The sequence below is a fragment of the Roseovarius sp. A-2 genome (assembly GCF_002072155.1).
Lineage (GTDB): Bacteria > Pseudomonadota > Alphaproteobacteria > Rhodobacterales > Rhodobacteraceae > Roseovarius.
On record NZ_BDIY01000016.1, the window covers coordinates 44,486 to 66,292 of the forward strand.

Annotated in this window: 11 protein-coding genes; 5 read left to right on the forward strand and 6 right to left on the reverse strand. The window is 66.8% G+C overall.

Annotated features, from left to right (window positions below; translation table 11 throughout):
* Positions 1 to 97: 97 nt before the first annotated feature.
* The 5 genes from BHD06_RS15900 (at position 98) to BHD06_RS15920 (ending at position 14,110) form a co-directional block, all read left to right on the forward strand.
* Positions 98 to 6,490: a type I polyketide synthase gene (locus tag BHD06_RS15900; protein WP_176214377.1), complete on the forward strand. Its 6,393-nt coding sequence runs from the start codon at positions 98 to 100 to the stop codon at positions 6,488 to 6,490.
* Positions 6,487 to 7,455: a glycosyltransferase gene (locus BHD06_RS15905; RefSeq protein ID WP_080457966.1), complete on the forward strand. Its 969-nt coding sequence runs from the start codon at positions 6,487 to 6,489 to the stop codon at positions 7,453 to 7,455. The genes BHD06_RS15900 and BHD06_RS15905 overlap by 4 nt, the downstream gene beginning before the upstream one ends.
* Entirely contained in the window at positions 7,452 to 11,951 is a 4,500-nt protein-coding gene (locus BHD06_RS15910) for a MupA/Atu3671 family FMN-dependent luciferase-like monooxygenase (RefSeq protein WP_080457967.1), read from the forward strand. The genes BHD06_RS15905 and BHD06_RS15910 overlap by 4 nt, the downstream gene beginning before the upstream one ends.
* Positions 11,948 to 12,625, forward strand: coding sequence for a 4'-phosphopantetheinyl transferase (locus tag BHD06_RS15915; RefSeq protein ID WP_080457968.1), 678 nt, complete (start codon positions 11,948 to 11,950; stop codon positions 12,623 to 12,625). Before BHD06_RS15910 ends, BHD06_RS15915 begins: the two co-directional genes overlap by 4 nt.
* Before the next feature lie 183 nt (positions 12,626 to 12,808).
* The gene (locus BHD06_RS15920) at positions 12,809 to 14,110 is read left to right on the forward strand and encodes a Wzz/FepE/Etk N-terminal domain-containing protein (protein WP_080457969.1); all 1,302 of its coding nucleotides are present in this window, start codon (positions 12,809 to 12,811) and stop codon (positions 14,108 to 14,110) included.
* Positions 14,111 to 14,116: 6 nt separating this feature from the next.
* On the opposite strand, the gene BHD06_RS15925 is transcribed toward BHD06_RS15920, so the two are convergent.
* The 6 genes from BHD06_RS15925 to BHD06_RS15955 all read right to left on the reverse strand — a co-directional run bounded on the left by BHD06_RS15925 (position 14,117) and on the right by BHD06_RS15955 (position 21,653).
* Complete coding sequence (locus tag BHD06_RS15925; protein ID WP_176214378.1) at positions 14,117 to 15,133, reverse strand: CpsD/CapB family tyrosine-protein kinase; 1,017 nt, start codon at positions 15,131 to 15,133, stop codon at positions 14,117 to 14,119.
* A 162-nt stretch (positions 15,134 to 15,295) separates the two neighbouring features.
* Positions 15,296 to 17,404, reverse strand: coding sequence for an NAD-dependent epimerase/dehydratase family protein (locus tag BHD06_RS15935; protein WP_080457972.1), 2,109 nt, complete (start codon positions 17,402 to 17,404; stop codon positions 15,296 to 15,298).
* Positions 17,405 to 17,414: 10 nt separating this feature from the next.
* Positions 17,415 to 18,368: a glycosyltransferase family 2 protein gene (locus BHD06_RS15940; RefSeq protein ID WP_080457973.1), complete on the reverse strand. Its 954-nt coding sequence runs from the start codon at positions 18,366 to 18,368 to the stop codon at positions 17,415 to 17,417.
* On the reverse strand, positions 18,365 to 19,606 hold the full coding sequence (locus BHD06_RS15945) for a glycosyltransferase family 4 protein (RefSeq protein ID WP_080457974.1): 1,242 nt from the start codon (positions 19,604 to 19,606) through the stop codon (positions 18,365 to 18,367). The genes BHD06_RS15940 and BHD06_RS15945 overlap by 4 nt, the downstream gene beginning before the upstream one ends.
* On the reverse strand, positions 19,603 to 20,499 hold the full coding sequence (locus tag BHD06_RS15950; RefSeq protein WP_080457975.1) for an NAD(P)-dependent oxidoreductase: 897 nt from the start codon (positions 20,497 to 20,499) through the stop codon (positions 19,603 to 19,605). The genes BHD06_RS15945 and BHD06_RS15950 overlap by 4 nt, the downstream gene beginning before the upstream one ends.
* Complete coding sequence (locus tag BHD06_RS15955; RefSeq protein ID WP_080457976.1) at positions 20,490 to 21,653, reverse strand: Gfo/Idh/MocA family protein; 1,164 nt, start codon at positions 21,651 to 21,653, stop codon at positions 20,490 to 20,492. Before BHD06_RS15955 ends, BHD06_RS15950 begins: the two co-directional genes overlap by 10 nt.
* Positions 21,654 to 21,807 lie beyond the last annotated feature (154 nt).

Here is a 21,807-nt window from a genome sequence, read left to right on the forward strand (position 1 = left end):
GAATTGCCAAGCCGATGCCGCAAAACCGTCGCATTGTGGAGAGATACGGGAACTCTTATGATTTCATCAATGTTCATTATTGGCCGGTGACATGAGCATGTCCGATCCGAGCGGCACCGAAATCGCCATCGTCGGCATGGCCGCGCATCTGCCCGGTGCGCGGACCGTGGCCGAGTATTGGCGGAACCTGCGCGCCGGACACCGCGCCATCCGTCGGCTGAGCGAGGCCGAGTTGCTGGCCGCCGGTGAGGCCCCGCAGACCCTGCGACGCCCTGATTACGTGCCTTTTGCCGCGCCGCTCGACGGGTTCGAGATGTTCGATGCCGAGTTCTTCGGCTTCGGACCCAAGGAGGCCGCGATCCTCGACCCACAACACCGCCGCTTTCTGGAGGTCGCGTGGGAGGCGCTGGAGGATGCGGGCCACATGCCCGAGACCTTTCCCGGCCCCATTGGCGTCTTCGCGGGCTGCGGCATGGGGAGTTATTTCTATTTCAACCTCTGTTCCAACCGCGATCTGGTCGACGATGTCGGGTTGTTCCTGTTGCGCCATACCGGCAATGACAAGGATTTCCTGACCACCCGACTCAGCCATATCCTCGATCTCAAGGGGCCATCGCTCGGCTTGCAGACCGCTTGCTCCACCTCGCTCGTTGCGGTGCATTATGCCGCACAATCGCTCTTGAATGGCGAATGCGACATGGCGCTGGCGGGCGGCGTGACAATCGAGCTGCCGCAGAACCGTGGCTATATTCACAAGCAGGGCGAGATCCTGTCGCCCGACGGCGAATGCCACGCCTTTGATCACCGCGCGCAGGGCACGGTCTTTGGTTCCGGCGCGGGCATGGTGGCGCTGCGTCGGCTAGAGGATGCACTGGCCGACGGCGATCACATCTGGGGCGTGATCAAGGGCTCTGCGGTCAATAATGACGGCGCGGCCAAGGCGGGCTATCTCGCGCCTTCGGTCGACGGTCAGGCAGCGGCGGTGGCCGAGGCGCAGGCGGTAGCGGGCGTCACGGCGGACACCGTGGATTATGTCGAATGTCACGGCACCGGCACTTATCTCGGCGACCCGATCGAGGTGGCGGCGCTGACACAAGCGTTCCGCGAGACGACCGAGGCAAGCGATTTCTGCCGCATCGGCAGCGTAAAGACCAATATCGGCCATCTCGACACCGCAGCGGGCGTCGCCAGCCTGATCAAGGCCACACTTGCGCTCTATCACGGCGAAATGCCGCCCTCTCTGGGATACGAGGCCCCAAACCCCGCCATCGCCTTTGAGGGCAGTCCGTTCTCGGTCAATGACTGCCTTAGCCCTTGGCCCAAACGCGACCATCCCCGCCGCGCCGGGGTGAATTCCCTGGGCGTCGGCGGCACCAACGCCCATGTCGTGCTGGAAGAACCGCCCGCCCGTGCCGCCCCCGAAGACAGCGACTGGCCGTTTCAGCCTATCGTGCTCTCCGCGCGCTCGAAATCCGCGCTGGACGATGCCACCACCCGTCTGGCCGCCCATCTGCGCGAAAACCCCGAACAGCCGCTGGCCGATGTAGCCTGGACCCTCAAGCAGGGCCGCCGCGCGTTCGAGCGTCGCCGCATTACCGTCGCCCGCACCCATGCCGAGGCCGCCGACCGGCTCGACAAGGGCGACGCCCGCCGCGTCTTCACCCATCAGGCGCTCGACAACCCCGATGTGGTCTTCATGTTCCCCGGCGGCGGCGCGCAATATGCCAGGATGGCGCGCGACCTCTACGAGACCGAGCCGGTCTTTGCCGACTGGATGGATCGCGGCCTCGATATCCTCGCGCCCAGGCTTGATTACGACATCCGCGCGCTCTGGCTGCCTGACCCCGATCAGGTGGCGGCGGCGGACGCGCGCCTCAAACGCCCCTCGGTGCAATTGCCGCTGATCATGATCACCGAATATGCGCTGGCCCAACTCTGGCAGAGCTGGGGGGTGACCCCTGCGGCCCTGATCGGCCATTCCATGGGCGAGAACACCGCCGCCTGCCTCGCCGGTGTCCTGAGCCTTGAGGATTGCATCGGCCTGGTGCATCTGCGCGGGCAACTCTTCGACACTGTTGACAAGGGCGGCATGCTCAGCGTGCCGCTGTCCGCTGACGCCCTGAAATGCTATCTCGGCGCACATCTCGACATTGCCGCGCTCAACGCCCCCGACCTTACCGCCGTCTCGGGGCCGCAGGCCGCGCTCGACGATCTCGACACCCGCCTGCGCGCCGAGGGGATCGAGCCGCAGCGCATCGCCATCGACATCGCCGCCCATTCCCGCATGCTCGAGCCCATCCTTGAACGCTTCGGGGACTACCTGCGCTCGATCCAGTTGAGCCCGCCGCAAATTCCAATCCTGTCAAACCGTTCGGGCGATTACCTCACGGCAGAAGAAGCCACCGATCCCGCCTATTGGGTCGATCATCTGCGCCATACCGTGCGCTTCGCCGACGGCCTCACCCGGCTGAGCGAGACGTCGGCCCGCGTCTTCCTCGAGGTCGGCCCCGGCAAGGCGCTCTCGTCGCTGGCACAGGCGCATGGCGCGATCAGCGCCAATCAGGTCATTGGCACCCTGCGCCACCCTGAGGACAGCATCGCCGACGACGAATATTTCATCGCCATGCTGGCCCGTCTCTGGGCCGTGGGGGTCGAGATCGACTGGCCGCAGATCTGGGGCGAGGCAACGCGCAACCGTGTGCCGCTACCCTCCTATGCCTTTCAGCACAAACCCTATTTCATCGCCCCCGGCGTGCCCCGCGCGACGGCAGAGGACGATTGGCCCACTCATCGCGACACCCTCACCGACTGGGGCTACACGCCCCATTGGCAGCCCCGGCTGGCGGAGGTCGAAATCACGTCTGACGCCGACCTTGCGCAACTGCCCAAGCAGACATGGCTGGTCTTCGAGGACGACACCGGCCTTGCCCGCGCCGTGGCCGGGCGCCTCAGCGCCGCGGGCCATACCGTCACCACCGTTACACCCGGCGACAGCTTCGCGCGATTGGAGGAAGGGCGCTACACCCTCTCACCAGAACGCGGGCGCGAGGGCTATGACCAGCTGATACGCGCGCTTGTCGCAGACAACCGCGCGCCTACACGCATCGCGCATTTCTGGCTGGTCACCCGCAACGAGCGTCACCGCCCCGGCTCCAGCTTCTTCCACCGGGTGCAGGAACAGGGCTTCTACAGCCTGCTCTTTCTGGCGCAGGCCGTGGGCGACGAGGGGCTGGACACGCCCTTGCATATCACCGCCTTCACCACCGGTGCCGCCCAAACCCGTGACGAGGCGCTGCCCTACCCGGCCAAATCCACGCTCGCAGGCCCCTTGCGCGTGATCCCGCGTGAGATGCCGCATGTGACCACCGCCAGCCTCGACCTGACCCTGCCCGCGCGCGGCGCGCCCGATGCGGGGCTTGTGACCCGCGTGCTCGAGGATCTTCTGCAAGCCCCCCACACGCATGAGGCCGCCCTGCGCGGCGCCCGCCGCTACGAGATGGCATGGCGCGCCACGGACCTCGCGACCGGCAGCGCCCCGATTGCCCAGGGCGACTCCGTGCTGATCACCGGCGGTTTCGGCGGCATCGGTCTGACGCTGGCCGAGGATCTGATCACGAAAAACCGCGCCAATATCGTGCTGATGGCCCGCCACGCCCTGCCGCCCCGCGCCGACTGGCCCCGGATCACCGCGACGCGCGGTGCCGCCGACCCGCTCGCCCGCCGCATCGCCGCCGTGAGCCGCCTCGAGGCGCTTGGCGGCGAGGTCATGGTGGTGGCAGGCGATGTCAGCAATATCGAGGACATGCAGGCCGCACGCTCCGAGATCGAGACGCGCTTTGGCCGCCTGAACGGCATCATCCATGCCGCCGGTGTCATCGCCGACGCACCCCTGTTGGCCAAGGGGCCGGACACGATCGAGGATGTGTTCACACCCAAGATCCACGGCACCCAGGTGCTGGAGCAGGTCTTTCCAGATGGCACGCTCGACTGGCTGGTGCTGTTTTCGTCCTCCTCGACGGCCACCGCGCCTGCCGGACAGGTCGATTACGTCGCCGCCAACGAATATCTCAACGCCTATGCCCGGTCCCGAGCGGGCGGGCGCACCCGCGTGCTGGCGCTCGACTGGGGCATCTGGGCCGAGGTCGGCATGGCCGCCGAGGCCGTGGCACAGCAGACCGGCACCATTCCCGCCGCCCCGCGCCTGCCGGTCGATCACCCGCTGATCGACGCGGTCAGCTTCGACGCCGAAGGCAACCGCGTCTTTCACGCAAGCTACAGCGCCGCCACCCATTGGGTGTTCGATCAGCACCGTACGCGCGACGGTCAGGCGCTCATGCCTGGCACCGGCTATCTCGACCTGCTGGCACAGGCGCTGTGCGCGCAGGGCGAGGACAGCCCGTTCGAGATCCGCGATCTGATTTTCCTGCGCCCCTTCGACCTCGCTAAAGGGGCCACGCGCGAGATGCGCCTTACCTTGACCCGCAGCGATCAGGGTTACGCCGCCCGGATCGAGGCCAACCACCTTCAGGCGGGCCGCACAGGTTGGATCACTCTGGCCGAGGCCGATCTGCGCCTACTGCCGCTCACACCGCCTGCGCCGCTCGACATCACCACCATGCGCTCACGTATGGAGAGTTGGGACGAGGCCACCACCGATCCCCTGCCCTCCCCGCAAGAGGCGCATCTCGATTTCGGCCCCCGCTGGCGCGTGCTCATGGCGCGCGGGCTTGGCCCGGGCGAGGGTCTCGCCCATCTGCGCCTGCCCGCCGAGGCGCAGGGCGATCTGGCGGCAGGCCATCTTCTGCACCCCGCCCTGATGGATATCGCCACCGGCTGGGCGATGGGGCTGATCGAGGGCTATGACGGCAGCGATCTCTGGGTGCCGATGTCCTATGGCGCGCTGCGGGTGCATGCGCCGCTAGGGCAGGATATTTACAGCATCGCACGGCTGACCACCGGTCAGGCCCAGGAGACCGGCATCGCCCGCTTTGACATCACGCTCACCGATTCCGCCGGTCAGGTACTGGTCGAAATCACCGATTTCGCCATTCGCAAACAGGCGGGCGGGTTGGCGATCACCCCGCCCCGCGCGGGCGAAATCCGCTTTGACGCAAGCGTCGACACCACCCCCGACAGCCCCGCCGAAGAACGCCTGCGCCACAACCTGCGCGAAGGCATCCGGCCCAGTGAGGGTGCCGAGGCGTTCCGCCGTGCGCTCGCCCTCGGTCAGCCGCAGGTGCTGGTCTCCTCGCTCGATCTGCCCGCGCTGATCCGTCAGGCCGAGGCGGGCCCGCAAGGAGCCGACGAGGGCGGCCAGCGGTTCGAGCGGCCCGATCTCGACGGCGATTACATGGCACCAAAGGGCGAGATCGAGGCCCGGCTCGCGGGCTTCTGGTCCGATCTTCTCGGCCTCGACCCGGTCGGCGTCGAAGACAGCTTCTTCGATCTTGGCGGCCATTCACTGATCGCCGTGCGGCTCTTCGGCATGATCCGCAAGGCCTACCGCGTCGATTTCCCGATCTCGATCCTGTTCGAGGCCCCGACCATCCGCGCCTGTGCGCGCCTGATCGAGGCCCGCATCGGCCCGCAACAGGCGGGCGACAGCGCGCCCGCGACATCCGCACCGGCCCGCCGCTTCACCCATCTGGTGCCGATGCATCGCGGCGAGGGGGGGCCGAAAACGCCCTTCTTCCTTGTCGCGGGCATGTTCGGCAACGTCCTCAACCTGCGGCATCTGGCGCATCTTCTGGGCGATGACCGGCCGTTCTTCGGGCTTCAGGCGCGCGGGCTCTACGGCGACGACGCGCCGCATGACGACCTGACCGAAGCCGCGCGCGACATGATCGCCGAGATCCGTCAGGTGCAGCCGCATGGCCCCTATCTGCTTGGCGGCTTCTCGGGTGGCGGCATCACCGCCTACGAGATGGCACAGCAGCTTGAGGCAGCGGGCGAAACGGTGGCGGTGGTGATCCTGCTCGACACGCCGCTGCCGCAACGCCGCCCGCTGTCGCGCCGTGACAGGACGCTCATACAATGGCAGGAATTGAAATCCTCCGGCCCGCTCTACCCGCTCAAATGGGCGACGCGGCGCCTTAAATGGGAGATCGCCAGGCGCCGCTCGCAGGACCACACGGAAACCTCCGAACACCAGTTTCACGATCATGAGATCGAGGCCGCCTTCTACCGCGCCATAGCCAAATACCAGGTCCGCCCGTGGACCGGCAGGCTGCACCTCTTCCGCCCGCCGCAATCGGGCAAGTGGCAGGTCTCGAACGGTCAATGGGTGAGTTCCGAGCGCGCCTATGTGCTGCCCGACAATGACTGGTCCGGCTTGGCCCCGAACCTGTCGGTGACCGAGGTGCCGGGCGATCACGATTCCATGGTGCTGGAGCCTAATGTCCGCGTCCTCGCCGCGCGCATGCGCCGCGTGATCGAGGTGGCAGAGGACACGCAAAGCGCACCCCCGGACCACAGGGAGGCCGCTGAATGACCGGCCCCCGCGTCCTGACCATCGTGCTCAACTGGCGCACGCCCGAGATGACACTGAAGGCCGCACGTGCCGCGCAGCGCGCCATGGTCGATATCGCGGGCGAGATCGTCATTATCGACAATGATTCCGGCGATGGCTCTTTCGAGAAAATGCAATCGGAAACAAGGGATTGGAACCGGGTGCGCGTGATACAATCCGGCCATAACGGCGGCTTTGGTGCGGGCAATAACGCAGGCATACGCGCAGGGTTCTCGGACGGCACGCGTCCCGATTACACCTATATCCTGAACTCCGATGCCTTTCCGGCCGAAGATGCCATCGCCAAGCTGCTGGCGCATCTTGAGGCGACACCCAGTGCCGGGCTGGCGGGAAGCCATATCCACGGGCCCGAGGGCAAAAGCCATGTCACCTGCTTTCGCTTCCCGTCGATCCTGGGCGAGTTCGAGGGTGCCGCGCGCATCGGCACATTCAGCCACCTGTTGCGCCGTCACATCGTACCCCTTCCGGTACCCGAGACCACGCAGCCCGTCGACTGGCTGGCAGGCGCAAGCCTGATGATCCGGCAGGACGCGCTCGACGAGATCGGCGGTTTCGACGAAACCTTTTTTCTCTATTTCGAGGAAACCGACCTCTGCCTCCGTGCCGCGCGAGCGGGCTGGCAGACGCATTACGTGGCCGGATCCCACGTCGAGCATATCGGCTCGGTCTCCACCGGCATGAAGAGCTGGGGCCGGGTGCCGGACTACTGGTTCGCGTCGCGCCGATATTATTTCATCAAGAACCACGGGCGCGGCTATCTCGCGCTCGTCACGCTGGCACATCTGACGGGTGCGGGCCTCGGCAGCCTGTGGCGGCTGATCCGGCGCAAGGGCGCACCGCGCCCGCCGCATTTCCTGCGCGATCTGGTGCTGGGTGACCTGGGCCTTACGCTGCGGGGCACGAATGAACGAAAGGCGGACGCATGATGAAGGCGCTTCTGATCGGCAACGAATCCCTCGCCCTGCAATGCGGCGAGGCGTGGCTGGCGCGCGGCCATGGGATCGCGGCGGTGGTCACGCGCCACGCCGATGTCACAAGCTGGGCAGAGGACAAGGGCCTGCGCGTCGAGACCCCCGGTGCGGGGCTGACCGAACGCTTGGGCGATCTGAGCTGTGACTGGCTCCTATCCATTGCCAATCTCGATCTGCTGCCGCAGGACGTGCTGGCGCGCGCCACGCGCGGCGCGGTGAATTTCCACGACGGGCCCCTGCCCCGCCACGCCGGGCTGAACGCCCCGGTCTGGGCCATACTGCAGGATGAGGACCGGCACGGCATCACTTGGCACCTGATCGAGGGTGGCATCGACGAGGGCCGCATCGTGGCGCAGCGCCTGTTTGACATCGCGCCGGACGAGACCGCATTCACCCTCAACGCCAAATGCTACGCGGCGGCGCTCGACAGCTTCGGCCAGGTGATCGACGCGCTGGAACACGGCTTGCAGTCGCTGACGACACAGGACGCCGACGCACGCTGCTATCACGCACGATGCGACCGGCCCGCCGCCGCATGGCTCGATTTCGCCCATCCCGCCGCTGATCTGGCGCGGGTCGTGCGCGCGCTCGATCATGGTGGTTATTTCAATCCGCTCTGCATGGCGCGCCTTCGTGTCGGAGATCACCTGTTGCTCGCCGGGCAGGCCGCGCCGGTGCAGGGCGACGCTGCGCCGGGCACGGTGCTGGAGAATGACGGCACCCAACTGACAGTGGCCTGTGGCGAAGGCGCGCTGCGCCTGAGCAAGCTCACCGGTCCCGAGGGTGGCGCGGTCGATCTCGCCGCCTGCGCACCGTTGGGCCACGTGATCTCGCCTGCCTCTCAGGAGGACCGACAGGCGCTTGGAGACCTTGCCGCGCAGGACGGCTATTGGCGCAGGAAGCTGTCGGCGATGCGCCCGGTCACCCTGCCCCTTGCCACCACCAAGAGTGCCCCGGCAGAGCGCCGCGCGCTTGGCCTTGCGCCCGAGACCGCACTTGCCGCCACCGCCACATGGGCCATGCGACTTGGCGGCGAGGCGGGCGCGCATCTGGCCTATTGCGGTCGCGCACAGGCCGGGGCCGCGGATCTCGCCTGCCCCTGGGTTCCGGTGGCGGCGGATCGCTTGGTCGACGATATCGAAGAGGCCGATGCGCGCGGCCCCTTCGCACTCGATCTCTTTGCCCGCGATCCCGCGCTCGACGCCGCACATCGCCCGCATCTGGGGTTGCGCCGTGCGGGCGATGGGCTCATTCCCGGCACTGTGGTGACCGTCGATCTGTCCGATGCCCCGGCGCTCCTTTACGATCCCGCCCGCCTGTCGCCCGCGATGGCCGACCTGCTAGCCAAGCGGCTGGAGGCACTCGGGCGTGGCGAGACCGCCACCATGCCCGAGGTCGAACGCCGACTGCTCATCGAGGCGTGGAACCGCACCGATACCGCCTATGACGCCCGCCCCATCCACCGCCTGATCGAGGCGCAAGCCCACAAGACCCCAGAGGCGCGCGCACTGATCTTCGAGGCCGAGACCCTGACCCATGCCGCGCTCGACGCGCACGCCAACCGCCTCGCCCATGTGCTGCGCCAGATGGGTGTCGGCCCCGGTGTTCTGGTCGGGCTGTGCCTGCCGCGCTCCGCCGATATGGTCGCGGCCGCGCTGGCGATCTGGAAGGCGGGCGGCGCCTATGTGCCGATGGACCCAGGCTATCCCGCCGACCGGCTGGCGCAATACCTTAGCGATAGCGGCGCGCGGGTGGTGATCACCCGCTCGGACGTGGCCAACACCTTGCCGCAGGGCGCCGCCCAAAGAGTGCTCATCGACAGTGACCCGCGCCTTACTACCGCGCCCGACACGGCACCCGACGGCGGCGCGGGGCCCGACGATCTGGCCTATGTGATCTACACCTCCGGCTCCACTGGCCGCCCCAAGGGCGTGATGGTCACGCATCGCAACGTCGCCAATTTCTTTGCCGGGATGGATGACCGTATCCCCGCCGAGCCGAACGCGGTCTGGCTCGCCGTCACCAGCCTCAGTTTCGACATCTCGGTGCTGGAACTCTTCTACAGCCTCGCACGCGGTTACATCCTCGTGCTCAGCGGCGAGGAAAGCCGCGCGCTCGTCTCCTCGGGGCAGATCGCCACGTCGGAGCGCGGCATGGAATTCAGCCTCTACTATTGGGGCAACGATGACGGCACCGGGCGCGACAAGTACAAATCTCTGCTCGAAGGCGCGCGGTTCGCCGACACTCACGGGTTTTGCGCGGTCTGGACGCCTGAGCGGCATTTCCACGCCTTCGGCGGGCCCTACCCCAACCCTTCGGTCACCGGTGCGGCCGTCGCCGCCGTCACGCAAAACCTCGCCGTGCGCGCCGGTAGCTGCGTGGCACCGCTGCATCACACCGCCCGCATCGCCGAGGAATGGGCAGTGATCGACAATCTAACCAACGGGCGCGCGGGCATGGCCATCGCATCGGGCTGGCAGCCCGACGATTTCGTCCTGCGCCCCGAAAACGCGCCGCCCAACAACAAGCCCGCCATGTTTGACGCGATCCGCGATCTGCGCAAGCTGTGGAAGGGTGAGGCCGTCGGCTTCCCCCGGGCCGATGGCACTCTGCACGAGGTGGTCACACAACCGCGCCCGGTCTCCACCGACCTGCCCGTCTGGGTGACGACCGCCGGCAACCCCGAGACATGGCGCGAGGCGGGGGCCAACGGGGCCAATGTGCTGACCCATCTGCTGGGCCAGTCGGTGCAGGAGGTCGGCGACAAGATCGCGCTTTACCATGCCGCCCTGCGCGAGGCAGGCCATGATCCGGCCGAGTTCACCGTGACGCTGATGCTGCACACCTACGTGGCTGACAGCCGCGACGAGGCCGCCCGTGTCGCGCGCGAACCGATGAAGGATTACCTGCGCTCCGCCGCCGGGCTCATCAAGCAATATGCCTGGGCCTTCCCGGCCTTCAAGAAACCGCAAGGCGTGGATAACGCGTTTCAACTCGATCTCGGATCATTGGAGGACGAGGAACTCGAGGGCATCCTCGATTTCGCCTTCGAGCGGTATTTCAACGACTCCGGCCTCTTCGGCACGGTCGAGGATTGCGTCGCGCGGGTCGAAGAGCTCAAGCGCATCGGCGTGGATGAAGTGGCCTGCCTGATCGACTACGGCATCCCGGTGCGGCAGGTTCTGGATGGGCTGCGGCCCTTGGCGCGGGTGCTGGAAGGCTCAAACCGTGTGGGCGGAATCGCGCAGGATGATTTCTCCATCGCGGCACAAATCCTGCGCCACAAGGTCACGCATCTGCAATGCACCCCCTCGATGGCGCGGATGATCGCCATGAACGAAGAGGCGCGGCATGCGCTCGGACAGATCAGCCACCTGATGCTGGGCGGCGAGGCGCTGCCTGGCAGCCTGGTGCAGGAGTTGCGCGGGATCACCGACGCACAGATCACCAACATGTACGGGCCCACAGAGACGACGATCTGGTCCACCACCGGCCCCGCCGAGGACAGCCCCGGCCCCTGCCCCATCGGCACGCCGATCGCCAATACGCAAACGTATGTTCTGGACCCCGAGATGCAGCCCGTGCCGGTCGGGCAGCCGGGCGAATTGTGGATCGGCGGCGATGGCGTGGCGCGGGGTTATCTGGGCCGCGAGGATCTCACCGCCGACCGTTTCCGCGCCGATCCGTTCCGCGAGGGCGGGCGCATCTACGGCACTGGCGACCTCGTGCGCTGGCGCGCCGATGGGCGGCTCGATTTCATCGGGCGGGCCGATACACAGGTCAAGCTGCGCGGCTATCGGATCGAGCTGGGCGAGATCGAGGCGGCATTGGAGACCTGCTCCGGCGTCGATGAGGCCGTGGTGCTCCTGCGCGAGGATGCCGCCAATAATCCGCGCCTCGTCGCCTATCTGCGCGGCACCGCGCCTGACACCGCGATCAAGGCCCATCTGGCGCAGCACCTGCCCGCCCACATGATCCCCGCCCATATCATCACGCTCGACGCGTTCCCGCTCACCCCCAACCGCAAGATCGACCGCAAGGCGCTGCCCGCGCCCGCGCAGGTCACAGCGCCGCGCCCGGCCAAGGCGACGGCCCCCGTCACCCCCGCCAACAATATCGAGCGCGAGATCGCGGCAATCTGGGCGCGCATCCTCGGCGTGTCCGGAATCAGCGCGCAGGACAGCTTCTTCGACCTTGGCGGGCATTCCCTGCTGGCGGTGCAGGCGCATCGCGAGATCCGCAGCGAACTGGCCGTCGAGCGGCTCGGCATCACCGATATCTTCCGCTGTCCGAAACTGGCCACGCTGGCAGCGCGGGTGGCGGAATTGCGCGGCGACGCGCCGCAACCGGCCAACGATCCCGGACCGGACCCGGTCACTGACAAGCGCGCCACCGCCCGAACCGAGGCGATGGCCAAGCGCCGCGCCATGCGCGCCGCGCGGCGGGGATGAGCCTGACCGACGCATTGCGCGCCATGCTGCCACCCGGCACAGCACTCGGGCAGGCCGATCCGACCGCCCCCCCGATCGACCTCATGCCCGAGGAACAGGCGACGATGATCCGCGCCATTCCCGCCCGGATGCGTGAATTCGCCGCCGGACGCCGCGCCGCGCGCGCGGCCATGACCTCGCTTGACCTACCTTCCGCACCGATCCCGCAAGGCCCCGACCGCGCCCCGATCTGGCCGGAAGACCTAACCGGCACGATCAGCCACGGCGCGGGTGTATGTTTTGCCGTCGTCGCGCGCAGGAGCGATCTTGCCGGGGTCGGCCTCGATCTCGAACCGGCCTCACCCTTACCCGCGGATCTGATAGATACGGTCTGCACCCCGCAAGAGCACGCGCGCCATACCTCGCCCCTCGCCGCGCGACTGATTTTCTGCGCCAAGGAGGCCACCTACAAGGCGCAATATGCCCGGAGCGGTGCTCTGCTCGAATTTCAAGATCTGACGATCACGCTCACGGCCGACGCGACCGGGTTCACCGCCATGCTGACACGCCATTGCCCGCCATTCCCCCGACGCACCGCATTTTCCGGGCATCTCGTGATCGCGGACGGGATCGTTGCCGCGCTTGTGACCCTGCCCAACCAAATCAACACAGTGTTTCCGGATCGCGGTCATTAAACTGTGGCGCAAATGTGGCCGGAACGTTAGATTGGGGCGAAATCAAGACGTAATTCTGTCAGGACCGTTTGGGGGCATTCGGTCGGCGGGGCGTGCGGGAATACCCGCCGGATCTGTCGGCATGGTTTGGCCCCTGATCGGCATTTCGTCGACGTGATGCAACGCGACGCTGATAGGTAGATCATGAGTTCAATCAAATCCCTGCCCGATGTGATGCGGATGCTGCGGCGCAGGCTGTGGCTGATCATCCTGGTCGCGCTGATCGGCTCGGTTGTTTCGGTGATCGTCGCGCTCAACCAGCCCAAGGCCTACGAGGCAACGGCGGTCATCCAGATCGAGACCCCGCAGGTCGACCGTGACGGCCGCAGTCAGATCATCGGCAGCGATGCGCGCCACCGCGTGCAACTGATCGAGCAGCGGCTGATGTCGCGCGATCACCTGATCAAGATCATCGACCGTCACGAGCTGTTTGCCGATGCCACTGCGATGCCGATGGGCGAGAAGATATACCAGTTGCGGATCTCGGCCCGGATCACACCGATCACCGTCAGCGTGCCTGCCGCGGGTCCCGCCGCCAGCATCCCTTCGGGGCTTAGCATCACGGTAAAGCTGGGCGACCCGCAGAAGGCCGCCAATGTCGCCAATGACTTTGTCGATACGGTGATCGCCCAGAACCGAGAGCGCCGCATGCAAACCGTGCGCGAGACGCTGGATTTCTACAACGCCGAAGAAGCCCGCGTCGAGGCGCGCATCGTAGCGTTGGAAGAGGAGATCGCAGAGTTCAAGCGCGCCAATGCCGACGCCCTGCCCGCCAATATGGGGCCGATGCGCGACCAACTCGGGACATTGCAGGAAGCGCTCTTGAACATCGAGCAGCAGATCATCACGCTGGAAACCGAAAGCGTCCGGCAACGGCAGGAAGTTTTCGATCGCCAGATCGGGCAATTGACCGAACAACGCGACCTCGTCGCGCGCCGCATCGCCGAAATAGAGACGGCCATCGAGGCGACGCCGAGCGTCGAGCGCGAATTGGCCGCGTTGAACCGCGCGCTTGGACAATTGCAGGAACAGCTTGACACGATCATTCGCAACCGGGTCGAGGCCGAAATCGCCAGCGTTCTCGAAAGCCGTCAGCAACAGGAACGGTTCGAAATCCTAGAGACCGCCATTCCACCCGAGTTCCCGGTATCTACGAGCCGCAAGAAACTCGCGCTTGCGGGCGGAATCGCCAGCCTCATGCTGGGGCTCATACTGGCGCTTGTCTGGGAAATCATGAACCCGGTGCTGCGCACTTCCGCGCAGGTCAGGGAGGAGCTTGACATCACCCCGGTCGTCTCGATCCCAGTCGTGCCGGTGCGCGGCGAATTGCGCGCGCGCCTGCTGAAACGGCTCGGTGCGCTGGTTCTGATCGTGCTGATCCTGCCGGTCCTGATTCGCCTCGTTCAGGAAAGGCTGATGCCGCTGCGCCAGCTTGGCGGCAACTGAGCCGGGTCAATATCCGTAATTGGTGATATTCTCACCCTCGGCGCGATTCATCACCACCCCAAGTAACGGCGTCTCCGCGCCGAACCTTGCCTCGACATCGCGCACATCCTTCGCCTTGCTGTGCCCGCCGCCGATGATCAGCAGCACACCGTCGAATTGCGGACGAAACCCCAGGACATCATCGTAGAACAGAGCCGGGGGCATGTCGAAGATCACCACATCGGGGTTCAGCCGGGCATAGAGCTCCGCCAGCACCTCGGCTGTTTTCGGGGCCTGCAACAGCTCTGCGGCATAGCTCTCGGCCTGATCATTCAGCCCAAGTGCAAGATCGGTCCCGATATGCATGTCATTACCCTGGGGTCTGACGAAATGATCCTCCATCGGCACATCACCGATCAGAAAGCGCTCCATGCTGCCCGGATCCGCGATCCCGAAATTCTGCGCCAGCGAGGGACGGCGCATGTCGAGATCCATCAGAATCGTGCGCAGGGCGGATTGGCGGGACAGGCTGATGGCCAGATTGGACGCCACGAAAGACTTGCCGCAATCGGGCGTGGGCGAGGTAATCGCCACCCGCCGCCACCCCTTTTCCCGCAGGGTTGCCACCAGCCTGGTGCGCAGCACGTCAAAGGCGACATGCGCGGGATTCTCGCGCGTCGCAGAGATGAGCCGGTTGCGCATGAGATGACGGCGATCGAGCGTGACCCGGCGCAGGGTCTCCCATGATGCAGGCTCAGGCTCAGGCTCAGGCTCAGGCTCAGGCTCAGGCTCAGGCTCAGGCTCAGGCTCAGGCTCAGGCTCAGGCTCAGGAACGTCTTGCGATTCGGGGGTTACGGCAAGCGCCTCCTCCGGGTCGGCGCGCATCCCGGGGTCGAGCGGAAGGGCGAACTCATCCGCGATCTCCTCAATCGCGCTTTCACCGCAGCTTTCCTCATAGACGGGTTCGGGCATTTCCCCGGCCTCCTCGGCCGCGCGGCGCGCCTCTCGGCGGCGCATATAGGCGTCATGGCGCGAGAGGTTCATGGACACCCCCCCATGCGCGACCGCGCGCCGGGGCGCGTGCCATGCATCATCAAGAGGCGAGCCAGTGCTGCCATATCCGGGGTCTCCTGCCAGTTGCGCCCGGTATGCCGCCAAATTCCGGCAACAATGCGACGGAAAATCACTGATTATATGCCCCGTGGCTCAGAACCCCAACAGGTTGGCCCGGTCCACCGCCTCTTGCAGAAACGCCTCGCGCTCCGCCACCGGGGCCCAGCCCAAAAGCGCCTTGGGCTTGGCATTGTCAAACCGCGCGTAATGCGCCCGTGATTTCCAGTCGCGCAGCGAGGCGCGGATCACGCCGGGCCGGCGCAGCGCATGGGTCTTGAGCACGGATTTCGCCGCATCCGACGCCCAGAGCGCCGTCAGGTTGCCCGAACTCACCCGCAGACGCGCCCCCAGCCGCAGGTGAATGGCGTTGAAATAGCTGCGCGCCGAGGGTTGCACATCGCCGATCAGATTGAAGGACTGCCCCACGGAAGCCGCACTCTCGCCCATCCGTATGAGCGCGTCCGAGACATCGCCGATCAGCACGAAGGGCAGCGGGTTGTCGCCCTCTCCCCAGAGCCGCACCGCCCCCGCCCCGTGCCAGCGCCCGATGCCCCAATGCTGCAACGGCCCGCCATGGCCCACGACGATGCCGGGCCGCGCGATGCTCAGCGGCAGGCCATGGTCGCGCCGCATTTCCCATAGCCGCCGCTCGCATTCCGCCTTGGACCGGGCATAGAGATTGCGGTCGCTCATATCGGGCGCAAAGGGTGTGGATTCGGTGATCACCGTCGCGGGATTCGACATGTCATAAGAGGCAATCGTGCCGGTGTAGACAAAGCGTTTGACGCCAGCCGCCAGCGCCGCCCGCGCAATGCGGTCCGAGACGCCGATATCGTTCTCCAGACAGTCCTGCCACGAGGTGCCAAGCGCGCGGGCGAGGTTATAGACCACCTCGACCCCCTCCATCGCGCAGGTGAGGCCACCTTCGTCGCGCAAGGAGACGGCGCAGGTCTCGACCCGCTCGGGCAGATCATCGAACGGCCCATGCGCCCCCCGCGACAGCACCCGCACATCATGGCCCTGCGCCACCAGCGCGCGCGTCAGGTCGCGGCCCAGAAACCCGGTACCGCCGATCACCAGCGCCGTGGGCTTCGGCTTGCGGCGCGGCTTGGGGCGGCGCAGGATCTCGCGCCCCTGATCCGGCATCAGCGCAATGGTGGCGTCAATCGCGCGCATCACACCCTCGGCCGCCGCGCCGTCAAAGCGTGAATCGAGGGGTCGACCCTCCCGGATCGCACCATAGAACTCCTCGAACAGACCCATGAACCCTAGCGCATAAGGCGACTTGCGGTTCAGCGATCCGACCTGCCGCACAGCATTGGCCACGCCTTCACGCAGATGCCCCCAAACCCCGCCCATCTGCCGCAGGAACGGGTTGAGCACCAGATCGGCAGTGTTCTCACGCTCCACCACCAGCACATCCGCCGCGTAATCCAGCCGCGCCAACCCCGAGGAGCCGCGCAGGGTGAGCGAGCGATCGTCAATGCTCTCGACCAGTTGCAGGTTGATCGCCAGATCAACCTCCCCCGCCTCTGCCGTGATCCGCCAACTCTGCGGGCGGGTGCCCGCGCCGGGCAGCTGCACGGGCTTCGATAGGTGCAGGCCCGTCACCGTCACGGGGCCAAAGAGATCGTGCGCGAAGGCAAAGAGATGCGGCCCCAGCTCGCGCAGAAGGTTCCCCGGCTCACGCAGCATCCACAACCCGAACGGTCCAGAGCGCAGCGGCCCCAGCGGAAAGGCCCAAGCGATCTCGGCGCTCGACACCCGGCCCAGATCGCCCGCCGCAACCTGCGCCTTGAGGCGCTGATAGGCGGGCAGCCCGAGGAAATTATGCCCGGCGGCAAGGTGACGTCCGGCGGCGCGCGCCGCCTCGGTCAGGCTGGCCGCCTCTTTCCCCGAGAGCGTCACCGGCTTTTCCACCAGCACATGCAGCCCGGCACCGAGGCATTTGCGCGCCAGTGCGGCGTGACTGTCGGGCGGCGTCAGGATATGCACCGCCTCGACCGCGCCGCTTGCAATCATTTCGTCGAGCGACGTAAAGGCTCGCGCCCCATGCGCGCCCGCCAGCCCCTCGGCCGCCGAGGCCGACAGATCACAGACCGCCGCCAGCCGAGCCCCGGGCGTCAGCCGCAGCGCCGCCGCGTGCCAGCCCGCGATATAGCCCGCGCCGACAAGCCCCACATTGATCGTCTTATCCGTCATAAGAAACCGCTCACTTGTATTCGATGATCCGCATCGCCGCCCCGCGCCGCTTGCGCGCATAATAGGTCAACATGCCGATCAGGTTGGGAAATTTCGACAGCGCCAAGAACACCGCATGATGCAGCGCGGTGCCGGTCGCCAGCCCCGCGCCGCGCAGCCCCTGCACCGTCTTGGTATACGACAAGAGATAAGCCGCGAGGACCAGCACCAGCAGCGGTCCCCAGACCAGCCCGGCCAATGCCAGCACCGGCAACCCGAGACCATAAATCCAGACCCGCGTCCGTTCACGCGTGAAATAGCCCGGCTGCAGGTCGCCCACCTGCGCAAAGCCATGCCCCGAACGCACCGCGCGCCGCCACCACTGGCCAAAGCGCGTCATCGCGGCATCGTGCCGGGTCATCGGCAGGGGCAGACGCCGCAGCCCCCATCCCGCCTTGCGCAGCCTTTGGCAAAACTCGTCATCCTCGGCCGCGATCACCTGCGCGTCAAATCCCCCGGCTTCGATATAGGCCGCACTGCGCACCATCATGTCACCACCACAGGCCGTGATCCTGCCCGCCGGGCGATGCCATTCGTGATCGCAAAGCGCGTTGTAGACCGAGGCGTCAGGGGCCATCTCCGACCGCCAGCCGGTGACGAGCCCAAGGTCCGGGTCGTCCTGCAAAGCCGCAAACCCCGCCTCGATCCAGCCCGGCACCACGGTGCAATCACCGTCGATGAATTGCACCACTTCGGGCGGCATCGGCCCAAGCGCCTCGAACCCCGCATGGCGCGCCCGCGCGGCGGTAAAGGGCGCGGCGGGGTCCAGGTCTACCACCTGCGCGCCCGCTGCCCGCGCCGCCGCCACGCTGTGATCGGTAGAGCCGCTATCGACATAAACCACGCGCCGTCCGTCGAGCGAGGCCAGCGACGCCACGAGCCGCGCCCCCTCATTGCGGCCGATCAGCACCACGGCGAGGGTCATGCGCGCCTCTCCGGTCTGAGGGTTTCGGGCGGCGTGCCGGTCGCATAGCCCTCAAAAAGCCGCGCCAGCCATGCCGCCTCGCTGTCGGAGGCGAACTCTTCGACCACCCGCGCGCGCCCGGCCTCGCCCATGCGACGGCGCAGCGCCGGATCGCCCAGCACCCGCGTCAGCGCCGCGCGCAGCGCCACCGCGTCACCGGGCGACACCAAGAGCCCGCTTTCCCCGTCCTCGACCAGTTCCGCCACGCCCGCGATGCGCGTCGTCACCACCGGCACGCGGGCGGCCAATGCCTCCATCAGCACCACAGGCAGCCCTTCGGCGAAACTTGGCAGGACCAGCGCGGTCGCCTCGTGAAGCAATGCCGCCACCTCGTCTTGCGATTTGTAGCCGACGAAGTCCACATGATCCCCAAGGCCCTGCGCCCGTGCCTGCAAACATTCACACTCCGGCCCGTCGCCGACCAGCGTCAGGCGCAAATCCGGATGATCCGCGATCAGTTCCTGCATGGCCTCCAGCAGCACCGGCACACCCTTGACCGCCGCCATCCGCCCGACGAAGAGAAGATGCGCGGGCGCGTCCGGCGCAGGCCCGTCATAGCGCGCGGGGTCAACCCCGCAGTGCACGATATGCAGCTTGCTCCAATGCTCAGGGCTTGAAAACGCCATCGCCTGCGAGCGGGCAAAATGGCTGATGCAGGCCACAAACCGCGCCCGCGCGATCTTTTCATCCAGCCGCCAGCGATAGGAGTCAAAGAAAATATCCGGCCCGTGCAGGGTGAAACTGTAGGGAATGCCCGACATTTCCGAGGCCAGCATCGCGACCGTGCAACTCGACTTGGCGATGTGGTTATGCAGATGCGTCAGGCCCCGCGCGCGCAAATGCTGTGCCAGCACGGCGGCCTCGGCGAGGTAGATGAATTGATAGAGCGTCGGCTTGATGCCGCCCGGGCGTGTCCGCCACGCCAGCCGCAGCGCCCGCAGCCAGGCGACCGGCCTGCGCCATGCCGCCAGATGCGCCGCGATCAGGCCGCGTGGCGAGAGGGACGCCTCCAGCACATGAAACGTGCCCGCTGCCTCTGTCCGCTGCTCTGGTCCGGTGTGATGATCCGTCCCGGTGCGGCGCATCGAACAGGTCTCGACCGTCAGGCCGCGCGCGCGCAGCGCCGCCACCTCGCGTTGGATGAACGTGTCGGTCGCGCGCGGATACTCGCCTGTCAGATAGGCGATGCGCGGGCTCATCCCCCGCCCTCGGTCGCGCGATCAAGAGCCGTTTCGAAATCGTCCTGCGGTGTCCAGTCCAGCGCCACCTCCGCGGCCGCGATGTCATAGCGCAGGGGCCGCATCCGGGTGCGCAGGACCGCCGGGCGCAACAGCCCCGGCAGGTGCGCCCCAAAGGGCGAGAGCAGCCAGGTCAGCGGCATCAAAAGCCGCCAGTTGAGCGGCAGCACGTGGCGCGGCCAGCCCGTGCGCCGCAGCGCCGCGACATAGCGCGCCCGCGACGGCCGGTCCGTCCCAAGGATGTTGAGCGCGCGGCCCTCGCCCGTCACCTCGGCGGCCCGCACGAAGGCGCGGGCACAATCCGCAACCGAAACCACCGGCACTTCACCGCCACGCTCCATCAGGATCAGCGTGCCGCCAATACCATGCCCCAGATGCGCGGTCGTCATCCGTCCGGGGCCAAGGATCGCACCGGGGCGCAGGATGGTGTGACGCAACCCGCTCTCCCTCAACATATCCTCCTGCGCAAGCTTGGCGCGTGCATAGGCGTCACGGCGATTGGGGCGATCTTCCAGCGGGGTAGCCTCGGTCACGACACCCTTGGCATCCGCGCTGTAGACCGCGATGGAACTTGCCAGAACCAGACGCGGCGGCAGCGGCTGCGCCTGCATCGCCTCGAGCACCCCGCGCGTAGCCCCGATCGTGTCGCGGGCCTGCACGGACCAGTCCCCCGACAGCGACCCTGCCAGATGGATCACGCAATCCACCCCATCGAGCGCGGGCAATTTCCCCGAGGCGAGATCGAGATCGTCACGGGTCAGCGCGCGCACCTCGTGCCCGCGCGCCTCCGCCTCGTCCACGACCGCGCGGCCCAGAAAGCCGCCTGCCCCGGTGATCATCAGTGTCAGGCCCATGATGCTGCCTCCATCGGTTCGCATGTGCTTTGCATGACTTGCGCCCCTGCATCGCAGCCCGCGTTCTGAATGGCCAGCGTCACCTCGGTCAGATGCAACGCCATGGCATTCGTCAGCCGACAAGCCCGCCCCTCGGCCAGCGCCGCCAGCATCTCAACCGGGCCAAGCGCGAAATTCATCGACGCCGCCCCCCACCGGCCCACCTTGGGATGCGAGGCCGCGCGCGCGCGCAAGCGACGGCCAAACGGGTGCTCCATCAAACGTCGCCGCAGGATCAGCCGCCGGTGAAACCGTACGGCGGCAGCGTTATTCCAGGCCTCTTTCACCTGCAAGACGCCGGCATCTCCGATCACCCGGATACGGTGATCATGCGGTGCCGCTATGGAACAGGTCAACCGCGCCACCGGGCCCTGCGCAAAAAACAGCGTCGCTACCGAGAAATCCGGCGTGCCTGACGCGCCGGGCTTGTCGGGCAGCACTTCGGCCGAGGCGGCGACCACCCGCTCCACCGGGCCGAATATGGCGATGAGCCACGACAGGTAATAGCCCGCATGCTCCAGCGTGCAACCGACGCGAAACTCATCCGCATGCGGCCAGGGTGCGCCGCTCTCGCTCAGCCACTTTGCAAAGGGGGCCTGCGGGATGAAGCCGTCATCCAACTCCGCATAGACAAGGCGCGGCACGCCTGCCACGCCGCGCCGCACCGCCGAGAGCAGCACCTGCGCCGCCTCGCCCAGCACCGAACAGGGGGCCGAGACCAGCATCAAACCCCGCGCCGCCGCCAGATCGTGCAACGCGCGAGCCGACGCCATCTCCATCGCCAGCGGCTTTTCGCAATAGACGTGATGCCCGGCTTCCAGACAGGTGCGGTTGATCTCGTAATGCGCATCGGGATTGGTGAGGTTCAGCACGACATCGCCGGGCGCAAGCCTAGCCAGCAACGCCGCCAGACTGTTCTCGGCCTGCAGCCCCCAATGCGCCGCAAACGCCGCCTGCCGCGCCGAATCGCGATCATGCACCGCCACCACCGTCACCTCGGGATGCACGCCAAGGGAGCGCAGGTAGAGATCGGCCACGAATCCGCAGCCCACGAGCGCCACGCGCCCGCCACCGGCCTGATCGGCCGTCCGCTCTGCCCCGTTCGCCTGTCTCATGCATCCCCGCTACCCATGGAACGTGGCAAGATTCAGACCATTCCCGGGGGATTACAAGCCCTTGACACGGGGTGGTGCCGTCAGGGCACAGCCGCACAGGTGAAAATCCGGAAATCCCCGCGAATTCGCCGCACTCTGCCCGAGAGGATGTTAT